Source organism: Paenibacillus sp. FSL K6-4396, assembly GCF_038002525.1.
Taxonomy (GTDB): domain Bacteria; phylum Bacillota; class Bacilli; order Paenibacillales; family Paenibacillaceae; genus Paenibacillus; species Paenibacillus amylolyticus_B.
Genome location: NZ_JBBOCR010000001.1, coordinates 3396820 through 3416558, shown reverse-complemented (window position 1 = coordinate 3416558; position 19739 = coordinate 3396820). Strand labels below are relative to the sequence as shown.

Sequence of the window (19739 nt, the reverse complement as noted above, 5' to 3'; positions counted from 1 at the left end):
CGTCATTCACCTATCTTTCTAAGCATTTTTTGCGTGAAAACGTTTGTACCCAGCATCAGGGCAAACAGAACCGTTGCGATGGCCGAGGCATACCCCATCTCGAAACGAATGGTTCCAAAGTCCATCAGATGTGTGACAACTGTGTGTGCCGCATAGTTTACGCTCGGGAAACCTGCCAGTGCGATGGAGATCTCAGCTACGGCGAAGGAAGCAGTAATCTGCATTACCGCACCAAACATCAGCTGCGGTCTCATCGAAGGCAAGGTGATGTACCAAAGCTCCTGCCAGCGGTTTTTGATCCCGTCTACGGTTCCTGCTTCAACCAGAGAACGATCAATGGTTTGCAGTCCTGCAATAAAGGCCAGGAAGCTGGTTCCCAGGCTCAGCCACAGCTGTACAATAATGACGATTGCCAGTACATACTTCTCGTCTGCGAGCCATTGGATCGGTTCCAGTACGACGCCAAGGCGCATCAGAAATCCGTTCATATACCCGTAGCTGTCACCCGAGAAGATGATCAGCCAGATGAAAAAGACGTTGCCCGATATGGATGGGGCATAGAAAACCAGCGTCATGACCGCTCGAATTTTAGGAGACAGCTCATTGATGATCCACGCAAACAAAAAGCAGGCAATATAACTGAGAGGGCCTGTAATTACGGCAAAAAGCAGCGTGTTTTTGAGCGCGATCAGAAATACGTCATCGTTCAGGAAAAGCCGGGAATAGTTCTGCCAGCCGACAAATCGCGGCAGCTCCAGCATATTGAAATGAAAAAAGCTGAGCCCGAGTGAAATGCCGACCGGAATGACAGTAAACATGAAAAAAATCAGCATAAACGGTGCCATCAATACATAATAATGCCTGCTAAGATACAGATCCCGCTTCAATAGGGACCACCAGCCGACCTGGCGGGTATGGACGGCAGGAGCGGCGGCTGTCTTGGTAGTTTTAGCTTGCAACCGTTACCCTCCCTTTCCTCTATTTCAGATTAAATTCCTTGCGTTTCAACTCTATTTCATCATCAATGTACAATACATAGTCTGATAAGGCTTCACGCGGATTTTCATTTGCATTGACCACTTTGCGGAAGGCGTTGTCCAGATGTCGTCCCGTGAAATAACCTCCAGGAAGCTGCGGGATTCCCTGTACCCATTCCCATTGTTTCTCGAGATTTTGATAATCCTTCACAGGCCAAGGCAATTGCTTCAAGGCTTCGATATTGGCCGTCGGGTAACGGGCAGCCGCTCCCATAAGACCTTCCATTTCTCTCCCGTATTCAATCTGGGTCTGCTCAGCAGTCCACCATTTCATGAACTTCCACGCCGCTTCCTTGTTGTCGGCATTTTCGAGCATCATCACCGCGCTCGTAGCGCTGGCCACTTCATGCCGTATGGACCCATCCGGAAGCTGTGTACCTGGAACAATCGTAAAGTCCCAGAGATTGCGGATTTCCGGAGCCATAACCGTCAGCATGTTATACGTGGTGTAATCAGCAATTCCGATCGGCATTTCCCCGGTACGGAAGCGGTTCGGAAAATCGGCTTTGAGCGGAAACTTGTAATTGGTATAAAATTGCGTCCAGCGTTTGAACGCGTCCATTGAAATCTCCGAATCCAGTGCACTTTTCTTCTGGTCTTCGGTGTAGAACGTTCCGTCATTCTGATATAACAACATCGCAAAGGTTGAATTGGGAACCAGGTTGGCATTGTTCAGCGTATCCTCAATCGGCAGATAAAACTCCATGTTATGCTTCTGCAGCACGGCGATGGCGTTATATACGTCCTGCCACGTTTTCGGTGGTTCGAGGCCCAGTTCATTCAGAATATCTTTGCGGTAAAAGAGCATTGGAAAATGCTGCTGCTCCGGAAGGGCATATACCCCGTCGTTGTAGCGGTAAGGCGTCAATCCGCTTTCACGGAACCTGTCCGAAATTTCCTCGAAATCGGGGAACTGGCTTAGATCCGCCGTTGCATTCCTCATCGCATAGTTCACCGGAATGTCTTCGCCCATCTGCATGGCAACATCCGGTCCTTCCCCCGAGAGTGTTGCGGGCAGCAAAATATTAGGCGGAACGAGACGTAACTGCACGGACACATCCGTATCCGGGGTAAACGAATCGTCGATCATGCCTTTCAGTACTTGGGCCTGATCTCGTCCGGTCGTGATCCATACGGTGATGGCATCCTTCTTTTGTTCCACGTTACCAATGCTGTCGTAATCTTCGGTATACGAGGCAACATATGCGCCCAGTTCGTGCTTCACCTGCTGGACGGTGCTCGCTTCCGCTTTTGGCAGCGATTCACCCGGCGGAGATACGACAAGGTAATCCAACGTAATCGGCTGTTCACGTACCGATAGAATCCATGTGCCGAGACCACCTACGTTAATTTTGAACGTATCCAGCCGTTTGGGAACCGTCTCTGGTCTGGAGGCCATATCTTCAAGCTGCAATACCATGGCGTGCAGTACGGCCACTTTGTCACTTTGCTCACCCGTGGCCTTTTCCAGGTAATCTGCAACGGAGCGCAAGGTGTCAGCTTGTTGTTCAAACACCTCCGTCATCTCCGGAATACGCCGTTCCAGTTGGTAATCCCGCAATGGGTCCGGACTGTTGGAGGTGATCATTAATATTTTGCGATACATCTCATTCAGTTCCAGCACGCTGGATTCCACGGTCCGCAGCAGCGGAGCGATGTCGCCAAGTGTAACCGTCATTCGGATTCGGTGTTTCCCTTTTTCAAGATGAAACTGATATGGCTTATCCTCTCCCGAACCCAACACCTGATTTTGCCAAGCCGGGCTGTAATTAAATCGAATGCGTTTCATTTCCTTAAACGGCACTTCACCGTTAATCGTCAGACTGCGGGTGGCATAGATGCCACGCAATTGATCCTGCTTCACCTTAAGCGCCAGTTGATATAGTCCGTCTTCCGGCACGTCAATTTCCCATTCAATCCATTCGCCCGGCAGTTTCCAATTAATGCCCCCGATGGCGTTCATCCGAATTTTCGATACATTATAAGGCTCGAGTGAAGGACTTGATCGGTCCGAGATTGGTGCAAGTGTAGGAGATGATTTGCTAACAGCTTCCTCCCCCTGAACTTTCAACATGACAGGAGCCGATTGTTTCAAGCCGAGTGAGGCATAGGTCTGCTCCAGCTCTGCATAGGAAGGAACTTCGCTTTCTTGGTACAGCTCGATATAATCGATCGCCATGCTTTCTCTTAATGAAGTGAGCGATAACTTCTGACTGCCTTTTTCAAAATAAAACTGAAACGGTTCCTCGAAGTACCCTGCACTGTCCTTGAAGGAAGTCAGTTGCCATTCGGGCTGCTCCACTTGTCTTGGTCTAAGCTCATTGCCACGATCGTCCTGCCGGACGTTATCCTCGCGATTCCCCCATACCCTGTCAAACAAAAGAATATCGGCCCCTCTGAAGGGAACCTTACCATTAAGCTCAAGCTTGCGTTCGATCCCGGAGCTTTTGCCTTCTACGGGATAATAGTGAATGCGAATGTTGTACAAACCGCTCACTTGAACGGGAACATCCCAGCGAATGGTTCCAGTTTCCGGCGTAATTACGGCATTTCCGTCTAATCCGGCGTACCCTTGCACAACCTCAAATTCCCCATCCTCTGCCTGAACATAAGATTCGCCTTCGATGCGTACGATTTCATCCGGTTTGGCCGTATTGTCATGAGCAGTCAGATAATGCTCATAACTGAATGAATCCTCGGTTCCCGATACCGCCTCAAAGTCCTCAAGCGCATGTACCGTTCCCGGATTACGATCCCGCGATGGATATAGTGTCCATATGGAGAGCACCAAGGCCAGGACAAGCACCAGGATTAGTCCCTTTTTCTTACGTGACCGCATGTTTGATTGTATCCCCTTTCCTGTAAGCGTTGAGAGAACTGAACGATTGACTAACCCGGACAGACCGCACCTTCACTGGTGCGTTCTGCCCGTGTAACGTGATACTTATTTGTAAACCTCATCAATCGCAGCCTGGAAAGGAGCCTTGTATTTCTCGATCAGCGTAGATACGGATACCCCTTCTTTGAGTTCCCCATCAAAATCCCAGAACGGCAAGGACGGGAATGTGTTATGGTCGAGAACCAACATACCTTCCGCTACCTCTCTGGCATTGTTGATATCTGCTTCATCGGTCAGATGTGTCTCCAGTGTGGATTGTCCCGGGTATTCATAGATCGATTCGATCTCATTAATTTTCTCCCAGATGTACATCAGTTGTTCCGGATTCTCTACCGCTTTTGGAATCGTTATAGCTTGGTAACGTGACTCACCGGAGTGATACGCTGTTGCACTTGGACCTTTTGGAAACGGTACAAAACCAATATCGTAGTCCTGCATATCCGTCATAATACCTTCGACTTCGTACATGGCACCTGAATACATCAAGGTGTTGCCTTGACGGAAGAACGTGGATGGCTCTGTCCAATCGCCGCCCTCAGAAGCTCTGCCGACCTTCTCGGTAGCCAGTTTGGACAGGAAGTTCAACGCTTCTTTCGTTTTTGGATCTTCCAGGTTCTGCTTATCCTCTTTGGTCAGAGAAGCCTCGTTGGAATACAGAATCGGTTCCAGCAAGCCTGTTTGCGCGAGTCCCCAAGTGTCCAGCTTGCCATCATTGTTTCGATCCTTGTTCGCTTGCTTGGCAACGCTGATGAACGTATCCCAGTTCCATTCATCGGCATCCACATACTCCTGAAGTGGCTTCAAGCCGAGCTCTTGCATGAGTGTGCGATTATAGAAAATTCCGTTGATAAACGAGGACTGGTCCTCGGTAAAGCCGTAACCTTTGCCTTCATACTGCATGTATTCCTTGGTTGTTTTCTGGTTGAATACCTTGTCGTTTTTAATATAATCATCCACCGGCCATAACAGATCCTGTTTGGTCAATGCCGGAATGGCATAGTTTTTGCCCAGTCTCACCAGATCGCCAAGCGGTTCACCAGCCATCAGGGAAGCAACTACTTTTTCCTGATATTCACCGAAATCGATGGAAACATATTCAATATTAAAGTTGTGTTTTTTCTTCAGCGCTTCGAGATTCTCAAGGCGTTGAATGTTGTCCGGGTTGTTCCCCTGTATTTCCATGTCCCACCAAGCAACAACCTTGATGGTTCTGCCACCCATGTCAAAGTCCATTTCTGGCGTGGAGTTTTCATTCTTTGGCTCGGTTTCCGCGGGTTTTTGTTCCTCCTGTGTTGTCTTTTCCGGCTCAGGTTGAGCGGTAGGTGCAGAACTGCATGCAGCAATCACCAACAAGACCGCAAATACCAGGCTCAGTAGCATGAACTTGTTTTTTCTCATCGTCTTCCCCCCTGATTGTCGTTTGCTATCACAGTGTATCGTTCAAATGAAAGCGCAAACAACCTGCCGAAATACAGATGTTTACCCGGGCTGAATATAGATTCGCGTAATTTTGCACGAGCAAAGTGCATTATAGGTTTTAATTGGTAAAGAAATGCACTGTCTACAAAAATATGCACATTGTATGCGCTTTCTTTTATTACCATAATGAAATTAAGTCAAATTTCAGTTAATCTAGCGCATTACAATTCAGCAGAAGGTGAGGTATTGCTTCATGTATGATATTTTACTTGTGGATTTCAGCCGTCGTTTGTGCGGGGAGTTGCAACAGATGTTGCTACGGAGCAAAGCTCAATATACTATCGCAAATTGTGTGTTCTCATCGGCCGAGGCTTTGACCGCATTGTCAGAACGAGACTTTTCCCTTGTTATGGTACATACAGAGAGGTTTGATACCGCGGGGCTCTGGTTATGCAACGACATTCGAAAAAAAAGTCAGATACCTATCCTCCTGATGGGTGGAAGAGATCACTTCAGGTTCGTACGCAAAGCCCTGACGTATCAGGTAAATGATTATCTCCCGTATCCAGTTAGTCCTTCTTCTTTACTTAACAGTCTGCATGGACTTAGATCCCATCTTGAAACCGACCCGGCACACAAAACGTCGTCGTTCTTCAAAACACCTGTTCAAATGAACGGTAAACCCATGCACTCCAGTCATGTTATTCGTATCGTCAAGGCCTATGTACGGGATCATCTGAGTGATGAAATCACGCTGAAGAAGATCTCTGACATGCTTCATTTTAACTGTGCGTACCTCGGACAGAAGTTCAAGCTGGAAGAGAAAATGTCTTTCAATGATTATATGCTCCAGCAACGTATGGAAAAGGCACAGCAGTTGTTGTCTTCCACGAATCTGCGAATATATGAGATTGCTATTGAGGTAGGCTATAAGGATATTGATTGGTTCTATAAAAAGTTCAAAGCGTATGCCGGATCAAGTCCCAATGCTTATAGAAGACAAAAAATCCACACGGCCTAAAGGTGGATTGCCGAATCGGTTTGTGTATCGATTAGATAACAACTACAAAAAAACGCAGGATGTATTCTTCTTCCTGCGTTTTTTTGTAGTTGTTTGGGTTTGGTCAATTCCAGAGTATTCACCATTAACGTACCAAAAGGGATTCCCGGTATTCTTGGGGAGTCATTCCCGTTATTTTCTTAAAAAGTCGGGTAAATGAATGGGCAGCCTCGTACCCCACTTGAAGTGCGACCTCACGCACCATAAGATTTGTGTTCTGAAGCAATTCTTTGGCTTTCCGTATTCGGCAGTCGTCAATAAACTCTGACACGTTTATTCCCATTTCCTGCTTAAAGAATCGGGACAGATAGGATGGATTAAAATGATGAAGTTCTGCCAGTCTCACCAGAGAAAGATCTTTCTCAAGGTTCTCCTTGACGTAACTGCATAAGGAATGAATGACAACGTTAGCGCGTTCCTGTTCATTTGATCTTTTGTAGCGTACTAGTTCATCGGCAGCACGATATAGAAATTGTACTGCATCCTTCATGCATGTATACTCCCCTAAGTGCAGCAAGCTTCGTTGATCCGGGATTTTCTGTTGAAGACCCCAACGATTGATCGTTGAATGCAATAATAAGGCCAGATTGTAGTATGTCTCCATGGCACGTTCCATCGTAATTTCCTGTTGCAGCAGTTCTCCTGCAAGCTCCTCAAATATATCGTAAAATGGCTGAATTCTTCCCGTTTCCAAATATCCTGACATAATCTCGATCCGGTTTGAGATCCGCATGGATTCTTTGGGTACATCAGATGAGAGATCATTACGATGATCCGTGAGTACCATGGATACACCATCCCCAATTTTCATCCACTGGAGTAATCTCAGACGTTCATATTGTTTGGTTAATTCGGACCAATTACAGCTTCGACTACTTAATGAAAAAGCAATGGATACGCCGAGTGAGACCATGCATGCTTCCTGTACCAGTTCCAGCGTACCTTCTAGAAATCGCACAAGTTTATCATTAGTCATCTCTTCCTCCTGCTTCGGCTGAAGCAGCCAGATCGTATCCCCATAATGGTCCGTTACACTTGCACACACTGTACGCTCATTCATCAGAGAAGAGCCGATAATGCGAACAGATTCCTGGACTTGTGTGAGGTCCGAACCTTTTTCTGGCAGATTATTGAACCGACCCAGTATGAGATAAACAGGCGAGTTGATCTGTAATCTTATATCTCGTTTGGATAATTCGTCCTGCATATCCATGGTAGAATCTATAACCGCTGTACAGTCTTGAAGTAACTTCCGTAAATACTCTTTTTGCTGAATCAGTGCAAGCTGCGAATTGACTTTATGAGAATGTTCCAACAACTCAATCATGCTGTAACTTCGACGGATCTCTTCCATCACATCTTCTACAACTGACATCACCTTGTCATAACCTTCCGTTTTGAGCAAGTAACGCACATTAGCCATCTGAAAAGCTTGATATGCATAATCAAAATCGCTATGTCCTGTCAGAAAAATGACGCGACAATTCGGCCAACTGGCTTGAATCCGCTCTGTCAGTTCCAACCCACTCATGCCCGGCATACGGATGTCCGTTAGAACAATGTCAATTCTCGACCGTTGCATCCAGGACAATGCTTCTGTTGCAGAGTAGGCTTTACATACATCAAGCTGGTCGGGTATATGTCTGGCGAACGTTTCATAGAGACTATCCGTAATAATCTCCTCGTCATCTACAATCAAAAGTCGATACATTCGTTTTCCCCCTCTTTCCACTGGATTCGAATTGTGACTTTTAACCCTTGCAGTTCACTTCTGGTTAGGAAAAGGCCACTTCCTTCTCCATACGTCAGGACCAGACGTCGATGAATATTTATTAACGCGGTCATTTCGTCTGTACCTCCGTCCTTATGCAAGCGTTGTTGAAGAGATTGAATGTGTTGCTCTTCCAACTCATTACCATTATCCTCTACGGTGATCTCGGCATATGACTCTTCCATATTAAACCCAATAATTAGAAGACCGGAGTCCGAATTCTTTTCAAGGCTGTGTTCGTAGGCATTCTCAATAATGGGTTGAATAATGAGTCTGGGAACTTTGATGTGTTCCATCTCAGCAGGTAGTGACCCAAAATCAACCTTGATTCGTCTGGAGAATCGTAATTGTTGAATCTCTGTATAGATTCGTGAATGCTCAACTTCCACTTTCAACTTCACATGATCTGTTTCATTCCGGGTAATGAACCTGAAATACTCTCCAAGCATGTTCGTGAACTGCTCAATACGTTCGGTTTCTCCTGTCCTTGCCAGTGAATTCAGAATAAAGAAGCTATTATACAGAAAATGAGGATTAATCTGCGATTGGAGCTGTTTCAACTCGGCCCGTTGCATCATCAGTGTTTTCTTAAAATCTCGATCGATAAGGGATTGAAGATTTTCAATCATTAGATTAAAACGGGTGTAGAGGAAGCCAAATTCATCCTTTCGGTTATGCGCAATGGGGACATCAAGCATGCCTCCCTCCATTTTTTTGAATCTTTTCACCAACAATAGTAACGGGATATGAATCAACTTGTAACTTGAATAGAGATACGCCGTGATGGCAACAAATGATGTAATTGCAAACAGCCAAGCCCAATGATAGAACTTGCTAAGCGGTTTGGTAACAATGGCCTCGGGTAGATATGTAGCTACGGATAAGCCCAGAGAATCCATATGCAACTGACTAACATGATACATGGTGTCCCCCACCTTCATCCGAAAGCCATCAAGTGTACCTTTCACACTGTTCTCACGATAATTTGCGAGAATAACACTTGCTTGATGGTTATCTGTGATGGCATGCCCCGTGACGTCCTCAATCAGGAAAGTTGAACTCTCCGGGTACAAATTAAGTCGTGTAAGTTCATTTTGAAAATGATCAGTATTCAGCTCCACTTGAATGACAAAAAGCGGGGGCTCTCCTCTCGTACCCGTCAGTCTGACGGCACTGTGGTTCAGGGTGTCCTCTTTCACCGTGAAACGTGTACCTTTTCCTTGCATGCCTGAACTGAAGTATACATATGAACTTTTATCAAAATCATCGATACCTTGGATCGCGGATATACTTTTGCCAACTGAAGGGATATGTACATATACGTTTTTGATATAAGCCGTGCTATTCTTGAATGAAGCGAGTCGTTCTGTCAGATAATTTAATGTATCCCGTCGCTCAACCTGATCCATCATATCCCAGAGAATAGCCAGACGATTCAATTTGCGATCCTCAACGATATCAAACTGCTGTAATTCCATCCATTCCATCTCTCTGTTCAATTCCAGGACATATTGGTTCAACCGTCTCTCTGTTGACAATGATATTTCCTGGCTTGCATTGTCATAACTCCAATGATACAGATACACTCCAAGGAGAATCAGGGGGAGCACAAATACCAGATAGGTGATTATTAATCGTGCAAATATACTGTTAAACCATGATTTAGCAGGGATCTTGATCAATGCATTCACCTCCAATGCCAAAGGCTGAGTGGGTTCCTTGTATGAATAAAGTGAACATTAGTGCTCCTTTGGCTTGCTGGTGCGAAACCACGCGTTAACTTCCGATGTGATCTGATCTCCCCCCAGCTTGCGCCAATTCTCTACGAATTGATCAAACTCTTCTATCGGCCTGCCTAGAATAATGTTCATATAGGCTTCAAGCTGAAGATCTCGAAGAATAATTTGTCGATCAACCATGGTGTCTGTAATGCCGCCAGTGAACTCATCATAGAGAAGTTGACCGTTCTTCTCGTACGCATCTGCAATGCTAAAAGCACCCGAAGGACCATAGGTTTGTTTCCAGCCCCAGCCGCTCTCTACATCTTCCAATTCATAGGCCACAATGCGTTTGTGAATGGCGAGAGCTTCATTCTCCAGAGCCGAGAAGTCTCCTGTGCTTCTGGCATCACGAATTTGTTTGTACGCATCTATGTTTTTATTACCGGGAAATGGAGTCACCGGTGAAAGCATCCATACAGCTCTTGAGTCGTCATTATAGTATGTTTCGTACTGTGCCTGATCGCCCCAGTTGATGTCCAGATGCAGATTCATAAGCTTTACAACCACCTCCGGATGAGCGAATCCCTTTTTTACAGCAAAGTATTGCCCGGTATTGGAACGTAGCGGTACGAACAGACTCCGATCTGACTTGGCAACAATGGGGTATGCCTGCCATTCTACATCTGTATCTGTGTCACGGGTGGTCTGGAGCATAAAGGGTGTCCACTGTTCTCCGTAGAGCATCCCTATTTTTCCGTCCTGAACCAGACGAAACGCCTTGCTTCCACTTTTATAGCCGAAATCCGGGTCAAGTTGGCCTTCACGATACAATGTTTGCAGTGCTTTCAGAGCCTCGCGAACTTCAGGCTGTATACCTCCATAAGTGAGATTTCCTTCTGCATCTTTAACCCATATATTAGGGTAGGCACCGTAGCCAGAAATCAATCCCGCAGCTCCCATAACTGGATCCCATAAATGGTTGGTTAGCGCAAGTCCGTACGTATCCTGCTCTCCATTCCCGTCGGGGTCTCCCTCTGTAAACGCTTTCGAAACTTGAAGAAGCTCTTCCATCGTTTCAGGCGGCTGTAGTCCCAGATTCTCCAACCAATCGGTTCTAATCCACAGGTACTGCGCAGTCTCAATGGAGGAAGAGGATTCAGGAATAGCCATGAGTTGGCCGTCTATGGTTGCCGCATCAAACGCTCCTCTGCCCTCTGCCTCTAATATGCTCTTCGTAAGTGGTGAAGCATGCTCTTGGTACACATGGGTTAAATCTTCGATCATTCCAGCGTTACTCAGTTGTCTAAGTTGATATGGATTTACTTTTACCACATCCGGGAAACGTCCAGCAGCAAGAGATACACCCAGCTTCTGATTGTATACATCTCCATTAGCAATCCAGTCATAGTGAATTTGAATACCTAACTCTTTCTCGTACAAACGAGTCCAGCGATTATCCAGCATCGTCTCACCAGGCAACTGGCTAATCATGCGCTCGAGGTCATCTCCGGTTTCCCTGACAAAAGAGACCACAATAGGAGGAGAATACCTCTCAAACGTAGCGGGAAGTTGCATCTGTTGCCCATCTGGCTGCGGATGAGGTTGTTTGGAATTTCCTTCGGTATGACCTGCTGGTATCGACACAGCTAGGAACAGAATAAAAGTCCATTTTGTTATGTCCAGACATCTCTTATACATGACGACATGCCCCCAGTTCGGTTTAAACAACTGTCTTCTCTCTGTCCATTATGAATCCATATCATTGTACAACAACTTGTAATCATTGAATACGAAAAGCCGCCGTTGGGCGGCTTTTACATATTTCATTGTTTCTCATCAGGATTAATCACACGATATTCAAAATTCGAAAAGTCAGCTGTTCCGCCAACCATTTGAGTTGAATATGCAAACAACCCCGTTCGGCAACCCATAAAATGATCGAGTTTATATACCATTTTATGGACAATCCCGATATCTCTCCATTCCACCCCATCGAAATAGGCAAAAGAGCATTCATCCAGATTATTCTCAAAATTTCCGAATGCTTTCAGTTTAACGACTGGATCTGATACCGGGATACGTTCATGTTCAGTGGCTGGCTCCTGGTCAATAAGATTACCAAATATGGTTGGGTCCTCACTATTTCTAGCATGCATGACCAAGTAAAACTTGCTATCCTGCTTCGTAAGAGCGATCATACCATATGAACCAATCAGAAAGCACAACCCGGCATAGTCGCCATTATTCAGACGGCTGCCATCAAGTGTAACGATTGCTTCGCAAGCGGGCCCCATTGAACGCTGGGTTAGTGTGTTGACGGCGAATGTCAGATTCGGGCTGATCTGTCCAGTTCGAACACGATAAACTCCTGGTTTCTCTGTGACGGACCAAAGTTCATGATTAGGTGTATGATTCCACTGCCAAAAATCGCGGAGGCGTATTCTTCCATCTTCTTCAGCTGCATAATTGAAACTGTCGCTACCTACTAACGGGTTATAACGGTGCTCTGGTCTCGTGCTCGGAATATTAATCTGCATCGGCGCTTTGCTTGCAAATACCGGAATACCTTGATCAAAATGGAGCGGAACCAAAACAGGAATCCGGCCTACAGCCCCATGATCCTGAAACAGCATTGCATACCAGTCCCCATTCGGTGTATCCACGATGCCACCCTGAGCAACACCAGAATTGAAATAATCCATATCGTCATTGAATACTTCCCCGCCAGTGAAGACATCTTCCAGAGAGTCTGCCGTATAACACGCCTGCGTTCTCCGTCCGGTAGCTTTCGTTATATGAATCAGGAATACAACATATTTCCCATTAATCTTGTAGAAATGTGCTCCTTCATAACCAAGGTGATGAGGCTGCTCGTCTTTTACAATCAAGCGATGCACTCCGCCAGGTTTCGGCCCGGACAGATCAGAGCTTAATTCGGTCAGATAGATCTCGGTATTCCCGTAGACAAGATATGCTCGTTCATCATCGTCGAAAAATAAGGAGCAATCATGGTAAAACCCTTCGACTACTTGTTTCTTCCACACTCCCGAGATGGTGGGTGACGTGTACAAGTATGTTTTTCGGGTATCATTCGCCACAAAGATCACATAGAACATCCCTTGATGATAGCGGAGCGATGCAGCCCACATGCCTTTGCTATAAATGTGCTGACCATCCACCAGCCGCTGTGCAGGTGTATCGTCCAATGTGTCGTATACATATGTCGCTACTTCCCAATGGATCAGGTCATATGAACGCAGGATGACACATCCCGGCATCATATGCATGGTCGTACTAACCATATAATATGTGTCCTCTACACGAATAACGTCAAGATCCGGGTAATCAGCCCAAATAATCGGATTTGGATACATGTTTCAATTACACCTCATTTTTTCTGTTAAACTTCCATTCTCTTAAAAGGATGATGGAGCTGTCGGTTGAATTCTTAAGCTTAATATACAAATCTTGCACACCTTTTGCACCCGTAACTTTCGTTGTTAGTTCCATCCATTGAAGAGATCCGGTCGCAGGCGGAACAATGATTTCGGCAATTAACGGTCCGTCTGCACGATCAAGCCGAAGTTCCAACGTGCCTTCGCTTCCTTGATTCGCAATAATGGCTGTAAAGGTTGTGGGCCCTTCACTTTCAAAGTCGACCTTGGATATAGCTATCCAACTGTCGTTTTGCAGCTTAGCGGACATGATATTCGAATCGGATGCAGATATCTCAGCAGCGTCAAGATATTGCTCTGTTGTTACTCTGCTGCTCCATCCAATCGTCGAACCGCTTACCCATTCATAAGGATTGAAGCACTTGATTTGATCTACGCCCTGATAATCTGCATGTACCTTCTGGATCTTACCCGTGGACTCATCATGCTCGACTCGATTCAGATGTGTTGAACGGTAACCATCGGGAATATTCATAGCCTGGCTTAATGTCTGAGCATGATAGGCAATGTACCACTGATCGGCCAGTTGGAATATAGCATGATGGTTATTGCCGCCAACATTAAAAAAGTGGCCCGGATTCTGGAGCAACGTTCCCTGATATGTCCATGGCCCCATCGGCTGAACACTGGTCATATATGCAATTTCACCAGGTGGTGGACTGTCCTCTGGCCGATTACCCTCAACAAAATTGGAACAATACGTAAAGTAGTAACTATTATTATATTTATGTATCCCTGCATCTTCAAACATATAAGGCGCCTGAATCACCTTTGCTATACCAACAACGCTGGTCATATCGTCTCCCAATCGCATCACTCTTGCCGTATCAGGTCTTTCTGGTTTCCCCTGCGGAATACCACCACCGAAGTATATATAGGCCTGATGATCATCATCTACGATTACAGCCGGATCGAACAACCAGGTTACTTCCTCCACTCCCGGAGTTTCTCTTGTAATAAGTGCTTTGCCTATCGGATCTATCCATGGACCAATGGGTGTTGGTGCAGACAATACACCAATTCCACTGGCATTGTTGGCGAAATAAAGAAAGAAACAGTCCTTGCCATCCAAGGTTCGATGAGCAGCTGCCGGCGCCCAGGATTGCGAAGCCCATGTTGCAGCGCCTTGAGGTCCAGCAACTCTGATCTCCCCATGATCGGTCCAGTTGATTAAGTCATCCGAAGAAATGACCGTAATCTTGTTGATTGAACTGTAACTGTTTTTCTGAGGAAGACCGTCCTTATCATATTCCAGCTTATCACTAGTCATATATAAGTAGACTCGATTGTTAAATACCAAAGCATAGGGATCGGCTCCGAATTTGTGGGCCACCAGAGGGTTACCGTTGGGATGAAGCTTTCCAATCTCCCCTGGGATACTCTCCAGATTGGCAGCTTGGGTTTGCTTTTGCTCACCAGCATGTGGTGTAGAATGATGATTCATCGAAAAAATCCCCCTATAATCGTTTTTAGTTGTACTTTATAAAGAGAAAGCGTTTGCAATACAAAAGGTATCATGATAGGATGATTACATTTTAAGGTAAGCTGAGTACAATTTCATTGCGTTAACCGCTCTATTTATTGCGTGAAATGACGGGAGGTACTTCATGAGTGGATCCTCTGAATGTTTTTATGATCCCATCCAGCCTGAGCTCTTATATCTGCACCGCGTAACAACGTATAAGCTGGAAACGATCTATCATCGCCATAATGCATACGAGATCTACCTGTTTCTTCGTGGCAACGTTCACTTTTATGTAGAAAATCGATGTTATCATCTGCAGCGGGGGGATTTGCTAGTGATGTCACCCGAGGAGATGCACCGAGCCTTTATTCTGGATGAATCTGAGTATGAGCGAATTACAATCAATCTCAAAAAAACATATCTATTTCAGCTTTCCACACCATCAACCAATCTATCATCATGTTTTGATCATCGCCCCAAAGGAACAGGCAACATCGTGCATCTAGACGAGTATAACTTGAAGCAGATGCTGCAATGTACGAACGAACTGGAAAGATTGCTTGCTTCCGATGCTTATGGCACCGATATCAAAATAAATGCAGCCGTAGCCCAATTGTTGGTCATGATTAACGTCTGGTTTCATAACAATTCCTTTGTTCCCAATGATATTATGCCTGAACTGGTTCGTGAAACCATGGATTATATTGAAACACATCTAAATCAAGACATTACACTTCGCAAACTTGCCGAAGTGTTCTATATGAACAGCACATACATCAGCAGACAATTCAAAAAGCATACCGGATTGACGATTCGTTCCTACATTTTGGGTCGTCGGATTGAACGGGCCAAATTCCACCTGTCTGAAGGAATGAGTATTACGGATGCTTGCTTTCAATCTGGCTTTAGTGACTATGCTAACTTCATTCGCAGTTTTACCAAAATGGTCGGCACTTCTCCAGGCAAATATAGCAAACAACGACGTGATGCAATCGAAATATTATGATGATAACGACAAGATAATGCACCAAAGCAAAAAACATCAAGCCATGCAGGATGGCTCGATGTTTTCTTTTTCTTCATTTGCCTGGTATACATATTTAATCTGTATTAAACTGTTAACGAGATCATGTCCAACCGTTAATTGATCTCTTTGCCAGACCACAGACTAACACGTTCTTTAATCCACTTTGTATACTGCTCTTCCATGGCTACAGCGCCCGCAGCATCAAGTTCTGCAATCATATTATCATATATGTCTTCAAAGGCAGCTGGAGAGGATGTAATTGCTTCCGCGATCCGTTTCTGGATAATATCCTGTGTCTTCTGATACACCACATTATAGTCTCCGCTATCCGTAGGAATCGGCATATTATAAGCTGCGCCCCACTCTTTCACCGGGAACTCATCTCCGTTAGGGAATAACTCCTTCCAGGTTGTAATACCGTACCCTTTCAGAGTTTCTTTTTCTATATCAGAATAACCTTCCTGGATCTGCTCAGGATAGTTGGTTGTATAATAGTTGTCCGTTGAATCTTTGACACCATCTCCATAATGAGCGCCAAAAATAGTGTATAAGTTGATACCGGTTTCTTTGCTGAATGTACTATTGTCTTTGTTTTTACGTTCCTGAATATCTGCCGGTATTTTGCGAACTCCGTCTTCCACAACGTAATGTTCTCCTTCGATACCCCAATTTCTCAACACTTGACCTTCCTCAGAAGAAAGCCAATCCAGGAATTTGATGGCCCGAACCGGGTCTTCAGCATCAACAGTTATGCCGATACCATATCCATCAAAGCCGATATCCTGAAAATCTTTGCGCTGGAAGTTGTCGTTCAGCGTTACCGGATAGAAGCCATAAGTCATATCGTCCTTGCCTGCACTTTTCAAAGCATTTTCCGCATCGCTAAATCCCCAAAGTGGATCAAGCACGGATAGAACACGTCCGCTGGCGATCTTGGACTTATATTGATCATCTTTTTGAACAAAACTGTCTTTATCCACTAGACCTTCATTATACATTTTGTTTAACCAACGGAAATATTCCCTCTCTTCAGGACGCTTATAATGAAGAACAGCTTCATATGTGTCAGGGTTAATGAAATATTCACCATCCCCAGGTCCTCCCGTAGCCATGACTGCCGGATCAGTTACGGTAATCATACGGCGCCATCCATCTGCACTGAGTGTCAGCGGGATTGTCGGTTGGCCATCATCTGTCGTTGGATTATTCTTGTAATACTCTCGGAGGACATTTTCATAATCTTCCAAGGTTTTGATCTCAGGGTACCCAAGCTCTTTGACGACACGATGCTGAATAGCAGCACCATTTGTCGCATCGAAGCTTTCTTGATCGATCGCACCATTCGTTGGAATCCAGTATATGGATGGGTCTTCATTGCTATATTTCAAGCGATTAAAATGCTCACCGTATATCTTTTTCAAATTGGGTGCATGTTCTTCGATCAGATCCGTCAGATCAATCATTGCACCAGCATCAACAAGTCTGCTTAAGTTGCCTTTAGGAAAGATCAGATCCGGGTAATCACCGCTTGCGGCCATAAGGGATATACGGTCGTTTCCTCCCCCGCTTGAGATATCGAATTCTGCATTGATGGTTACACCCGTTTCTTCCGTAATTTTCTTCCCTACAGCATCCTGCATATTGTTCCAGTTGGGACTTGCATCCGCACCGAAGAAGGTAAACGTGATCGGGCTGTTAGGGTCACTGGTATTCGATTCTGAATTCTCTGTAGCGTTTCCGCAACCGACGGAAACCAGTACAACACTTGTTACGAGACATGCTCCTAGCATTTTTGAAACGGCTCTCATTATTTTTCTGCCCCCTAAATGGTGTTAGTCGTAATAACCAATCCAGACATTAAAGATGGTTCGTTCAGAAGTGGTATACGCTTACATATTCAATCGGTAATGTACGACTACACTCCTGCCTAACCTATTCCATGCTTAAAGTATAAGGAAGTCTAATAACCCCAACCTTGATTATTAAGCCATAAAAATAGCATGATCTAGACATGAATCTCAGTAAAATGTGAAGACCAAAAAAGCGATGGTTGCCCATCGCCTCATAACATCTAACTTCCTTTTCAGTAATATAATTCCAACGTAAAACCTTGGATTTCCGCTTCCACATCTCGCAACAATTCCATGACTTGATCTGCGTAATCACCAAGAGTTTCTTTACTTTTCTCGAAACCAAGCCATTGAACAGTAAGCGGCATGCTTACAGCCCCAGTCAAGACATCCCACAGCGCGTCCAAATTGCCTCCGTAGTTCTCGTCTAACTCAAGCTGGTTCTGAAGCACTTGATGCAACTCTTCCTTGCTGTGAATGTGGTATCCGTCAATTTGAATATTGCTCATATCATGACCTCCGTTTATTTTAACTGTTCAAATGACTTGTAATGATCTGTCGTCTGGTAGATTAAACCGTCATTCGAGTATAGAATTCGGTCGCTTCCGCGCCGTCCTCCTGAGTAATTGATATCAGCTTCATACCATATCCGGCCTTTTTTGCTGGGGAGTAGCCCTTCCCGGTTACCAAACACATCGCCGCCGATGCTTTTGCCTGGAGCGACTTCATGTAGATTCCCTTCACTTGGCTCCCAGCCCAATTCCCTGGCCTCTTTCTTGGTAATGTAATTCGGTGGGAGTTCATGATGCTCCGAGATATAATTGGCAACTTCATCAAATCCCATATCCTCTGATACTTGAGGTGATCCGATATCCAGCACAGACTCTGGTGTACAACCCGAGAACATTAATGCAGCGAGGACAATCACTAACGTGTAAACAAATTTTCTGAAAAACATAATCTTTTCTCCTTTGAATGTTCTTGCTCTTGCTGTGTCTTCGTTTTTAAGCCTATCATTGAACCGAAATTCAATCAATATAAGAAGTTAGCCCTTCTCCATTGAGGCACAACCATATCCTTCAACTAAAAAAAGCCGCTAAAATAGCGACTTTAATCTTACCACGGATCATTACCATTCAACACATTCATTTATGATCTTATTTGAATCGATCCATCCAGTTCTCCAACGCTACAACAACCTCTTCCAACTGCTTCTCTTCTGTAACTTTAGGCTGATTATCTCCTTTTTGCATACCGTATGAGCCAAATTGACCATGATTTCCACCTTCAATACTTACATAAGTCGTGTCTTCTGGAAGGTTTGCTTTGGCGCTCTCCCAGGATTCCCTGTTAAGCACCCCATCATTCGAGCCTGTAATCTGTAAAATAGACAAGTTCGTATTCTTTAAGCTCCCCCCATCATCTGCATAGGAAGCCAGGAAAAAGACGCCTGCCAGCTTTTCATTGTGCTCCGCAGCATACCGTGCTGCGAATGACCCTCCCAATGAATGTCCGCCAATTACAAAAGCTTCGTTAGGATGTTCCTCGATAAACGAATCTGCCTTGTTCTGACCGAAAATCGCCAAGTTCATTGGCATGATAGCGATATCAACGCGGTGTCCCTGTTCTGCCATTTCTCTAGCAAGTGGAGAATAACTTTCAGGTTTGACTAGACCTCCTGGATAAAAAATAATATTCGGTTCGGTTAACTTTGTATTCACGGGTTCAAACCGGTAACCGTCCTTCAACTTGGTGACAGTAACCTGAGCGTCACTTGTTATTGCCGCTTCAGCTCGTTCAGAAGGACTATACGTAACCGAATTGAGATATACGAACACTCCAGCCACAATGATCACGATGGACAAGATCGTCCACATGATTATCTTTTTCCATTTGTTTGTACGTTGTGCTGTTTTCAACCTTAAAACCACCTTAGTATGAGGATAATGATATGTCTTTTTTAACTCTTCATAATTATACTTACCGGTAAGTATAATTACAAGATGATTTTGCTAACCATCGTTATTTGTCATAA

14 protein-coding genes are annotated in these 19739 nt (G+C 45.0%); 2 read left to right on the top strand and 12 right to left on the bottom strand.

Annotated features, from left to right (window positions below):
* Nucleotides 1-2: 2 nt before the first annotated feature.
* The 3 genes from MHB85_RS14865 to MHB85_RS14855 all read right to left on the bottom strand — a co-directional run bounded on the left by MHB85_RS14865 (nucleotide 3) and on the right by MHB85_RS14855 (nucleotide 5334).
* On the bottom strand, nucleotides 3-959 hold the full coding sequence (locus MHB85_RS14865; RefSeq protein ID WP_036615906.1) for a carbohydrate ABC transporter permease: 957 nt from the start codon (nucleotides 957-959) through the stop codon (nucleotides 3-5).
* Between the two features lie 19 nt (nucleotides 960-978).
* Nucleotides 979-3876, bottom strand: coding sequence for an extracellular solute-binding protein (locus MHB85_RS14860; RefSeq protein ID WP_192131622.1), 2898 nt, complete (start codon nucleotides 3874-3876; stop codon nucleotides 979-981).
* Nucleotides 3877-3981: 105 nt separating this feature from the next.
* Nucleotides 3982-5334: an ABC transporter substrate-binding protein gene (locus tag MHB85_RS14855; RefSeq protein WP_091016292.1), complete on the bottom strand. Its 1353-nt coding sequence runs from the start codon at nucleotides 5332-5334 to the stop codon at nucleotides 3982-3984.
* Between the two features lie 274 nt (nucleotides 5335-5608).
* Here MHB85_RS14855 and MHB85_RS14850 point away from each other — a divergent pair, with 274 nt between their 5' ends.
* A complete protein-coding gene (locus MHB85_RS14850; protein WP_047842955.1) occupies nucleotides 5609-6376 on the top strand; it encodes a helix-turn-helix domain-containing protein in 768 nt (255 codons plus the stop codon).
* A gap of 124 nt (nucleotides 6377-6500) precedes the next feature.
* On the opposite strand, the gene MHB85_RS14845 is transcribed toward MHB85_RS14850, so the two are convergent.
* The 5 genes from MHB85_RS14845 to MHB85_RS14825 form a co-directional block, all read right to left on the bottom strand.
* On the bottom strand, nucleotides 6501-8126 hold the full coding sequence (locus tag MHB85_RS14845; protein ID WP_341073161.1) for a response regulator: 1626 nt from the start codon (nucleotides 8124-8126) through the stop codon (nucleotides 6501-6503).
* A complete protein-coding gene (locus MHB85_RS14840; protein WP_341074229.1) occupies nucleotides 8111-9877 on the bottom strand; it encodes a sensor histidine kinase in 1767 nt (588 codons plus the stop codon). Before MHB85_RS14840 ends, MHB85_RS14845 begins: the two co-directional genes overlap by 16 nt.
* Nucleotides 9878-9925: 48 nt before the next feature.
* Nucleotides 9926-11605: an extracellular solute-binding protein gene (locus tag MHB85_RS14835; RefSeq protein WP_341073158.1), complete on the bottom strand. Its 1680-nt coding sequence runs from the start codon at nucleotides 11603-11605 to the stop codon at nucleotides 9926-9928.
* 125 nt (nucleotides 11606-11730) lie between these two features.
* Complete coding sequence (locus tag MHB85_RS14830; protein WP_341073156.1) at nucleotides 11731-13281, bottom strand: glycoside hydrolase family 43 protein; 1551 nt, start codon at nucleotides 13279-13281, stop codon at nucleotides 11731-11733.
* A gap of 7 nt (nucleotides 13282-13288) precedes the next feature.
* On the bottom strand, nucleotides 13289-14806 hold the full coding sequence (locus MHB85_RS14825) for a glycoside hydrolase family 43 protein (RefSeq protein ID WP_341073155.1): 1518 nt from the start codon (nucleotides 14804-14806) through the stop codon (nucleotides 13289-13291).
* Between the two features lie 163 nt (nucleotides 14807-14969).
* Between MHB85_RS14825 and MHB85_RS14820 the strand changes: the two genes are divergently transcribed.
* Entirely contained in the window at nucleotides 14970-15833 is an 864-nt protein-coding gene (locus tag MHB85_RS14820) for an AraC family transcriptional regulator (RefSeq protein WP_091016301.1), read from the top strand.
* A gap of 134 nt (nucleotides 15834-15967) precedes the next feature.
* On the opposite strand, the gene MHB85_RS14815 is transcribed toward MHB85_RS14820, so the two are convergent.
* From MHB85_RS14815 to MHB85_RS14800, 4 genes are all read right to left on the bottom strand, one after another.
* Nucleotides 15968-17662 (bottom strand): ABC transporter substrate-binding protein, encoded by a 1695-nt coding sequence (locus tag MHB85_RS14815; RefSeq protein ID WP_192131624.1) that lies wholly within the window; start codon nucleotides 17660-17662, stop codon nucleotides 15968-15970.
* 275 nt (nucleotides 17663-17937) lie between these two features.
* Nucleotides 17938-18213, bottom strand: coding sequence for a barstar family protein (locus tag MHB85_RS14810; protein WP_091016304.1), 276 nt, complete (start codon nucleotides 18211-18213; stop codon nucleotides 17938-17940).
* Between the two features lie 14 nt (nucleotides 18214-18227).
* Nucleotides 18228-18662 carry a ribonuclease domain-containing protein gene (locus MHB85_RS14805; protein ID WP_341073154.1) on the bottom strand — a complete coding sequence of 145 codons (435 nt, stop codon included), beginning with the start codon at nucleotides 18660-18662 and terminating at the stop codon, nucleotides 18228-18230.
* Nucleotides 18663-18861: 199 nt separating this feature from the next.
* Entirely contained in the window at nucleotides 18862-19623 is a 762-nt protein-coding gene (locus tag MHB85_RS14800) for an alpha/beta hydrolase (RefSeq protein WP_244660877.1), read from the bottom strand.
* Between the last annotated feature and the right edge of the window lie 116 nt (nucleotides 19624-19739).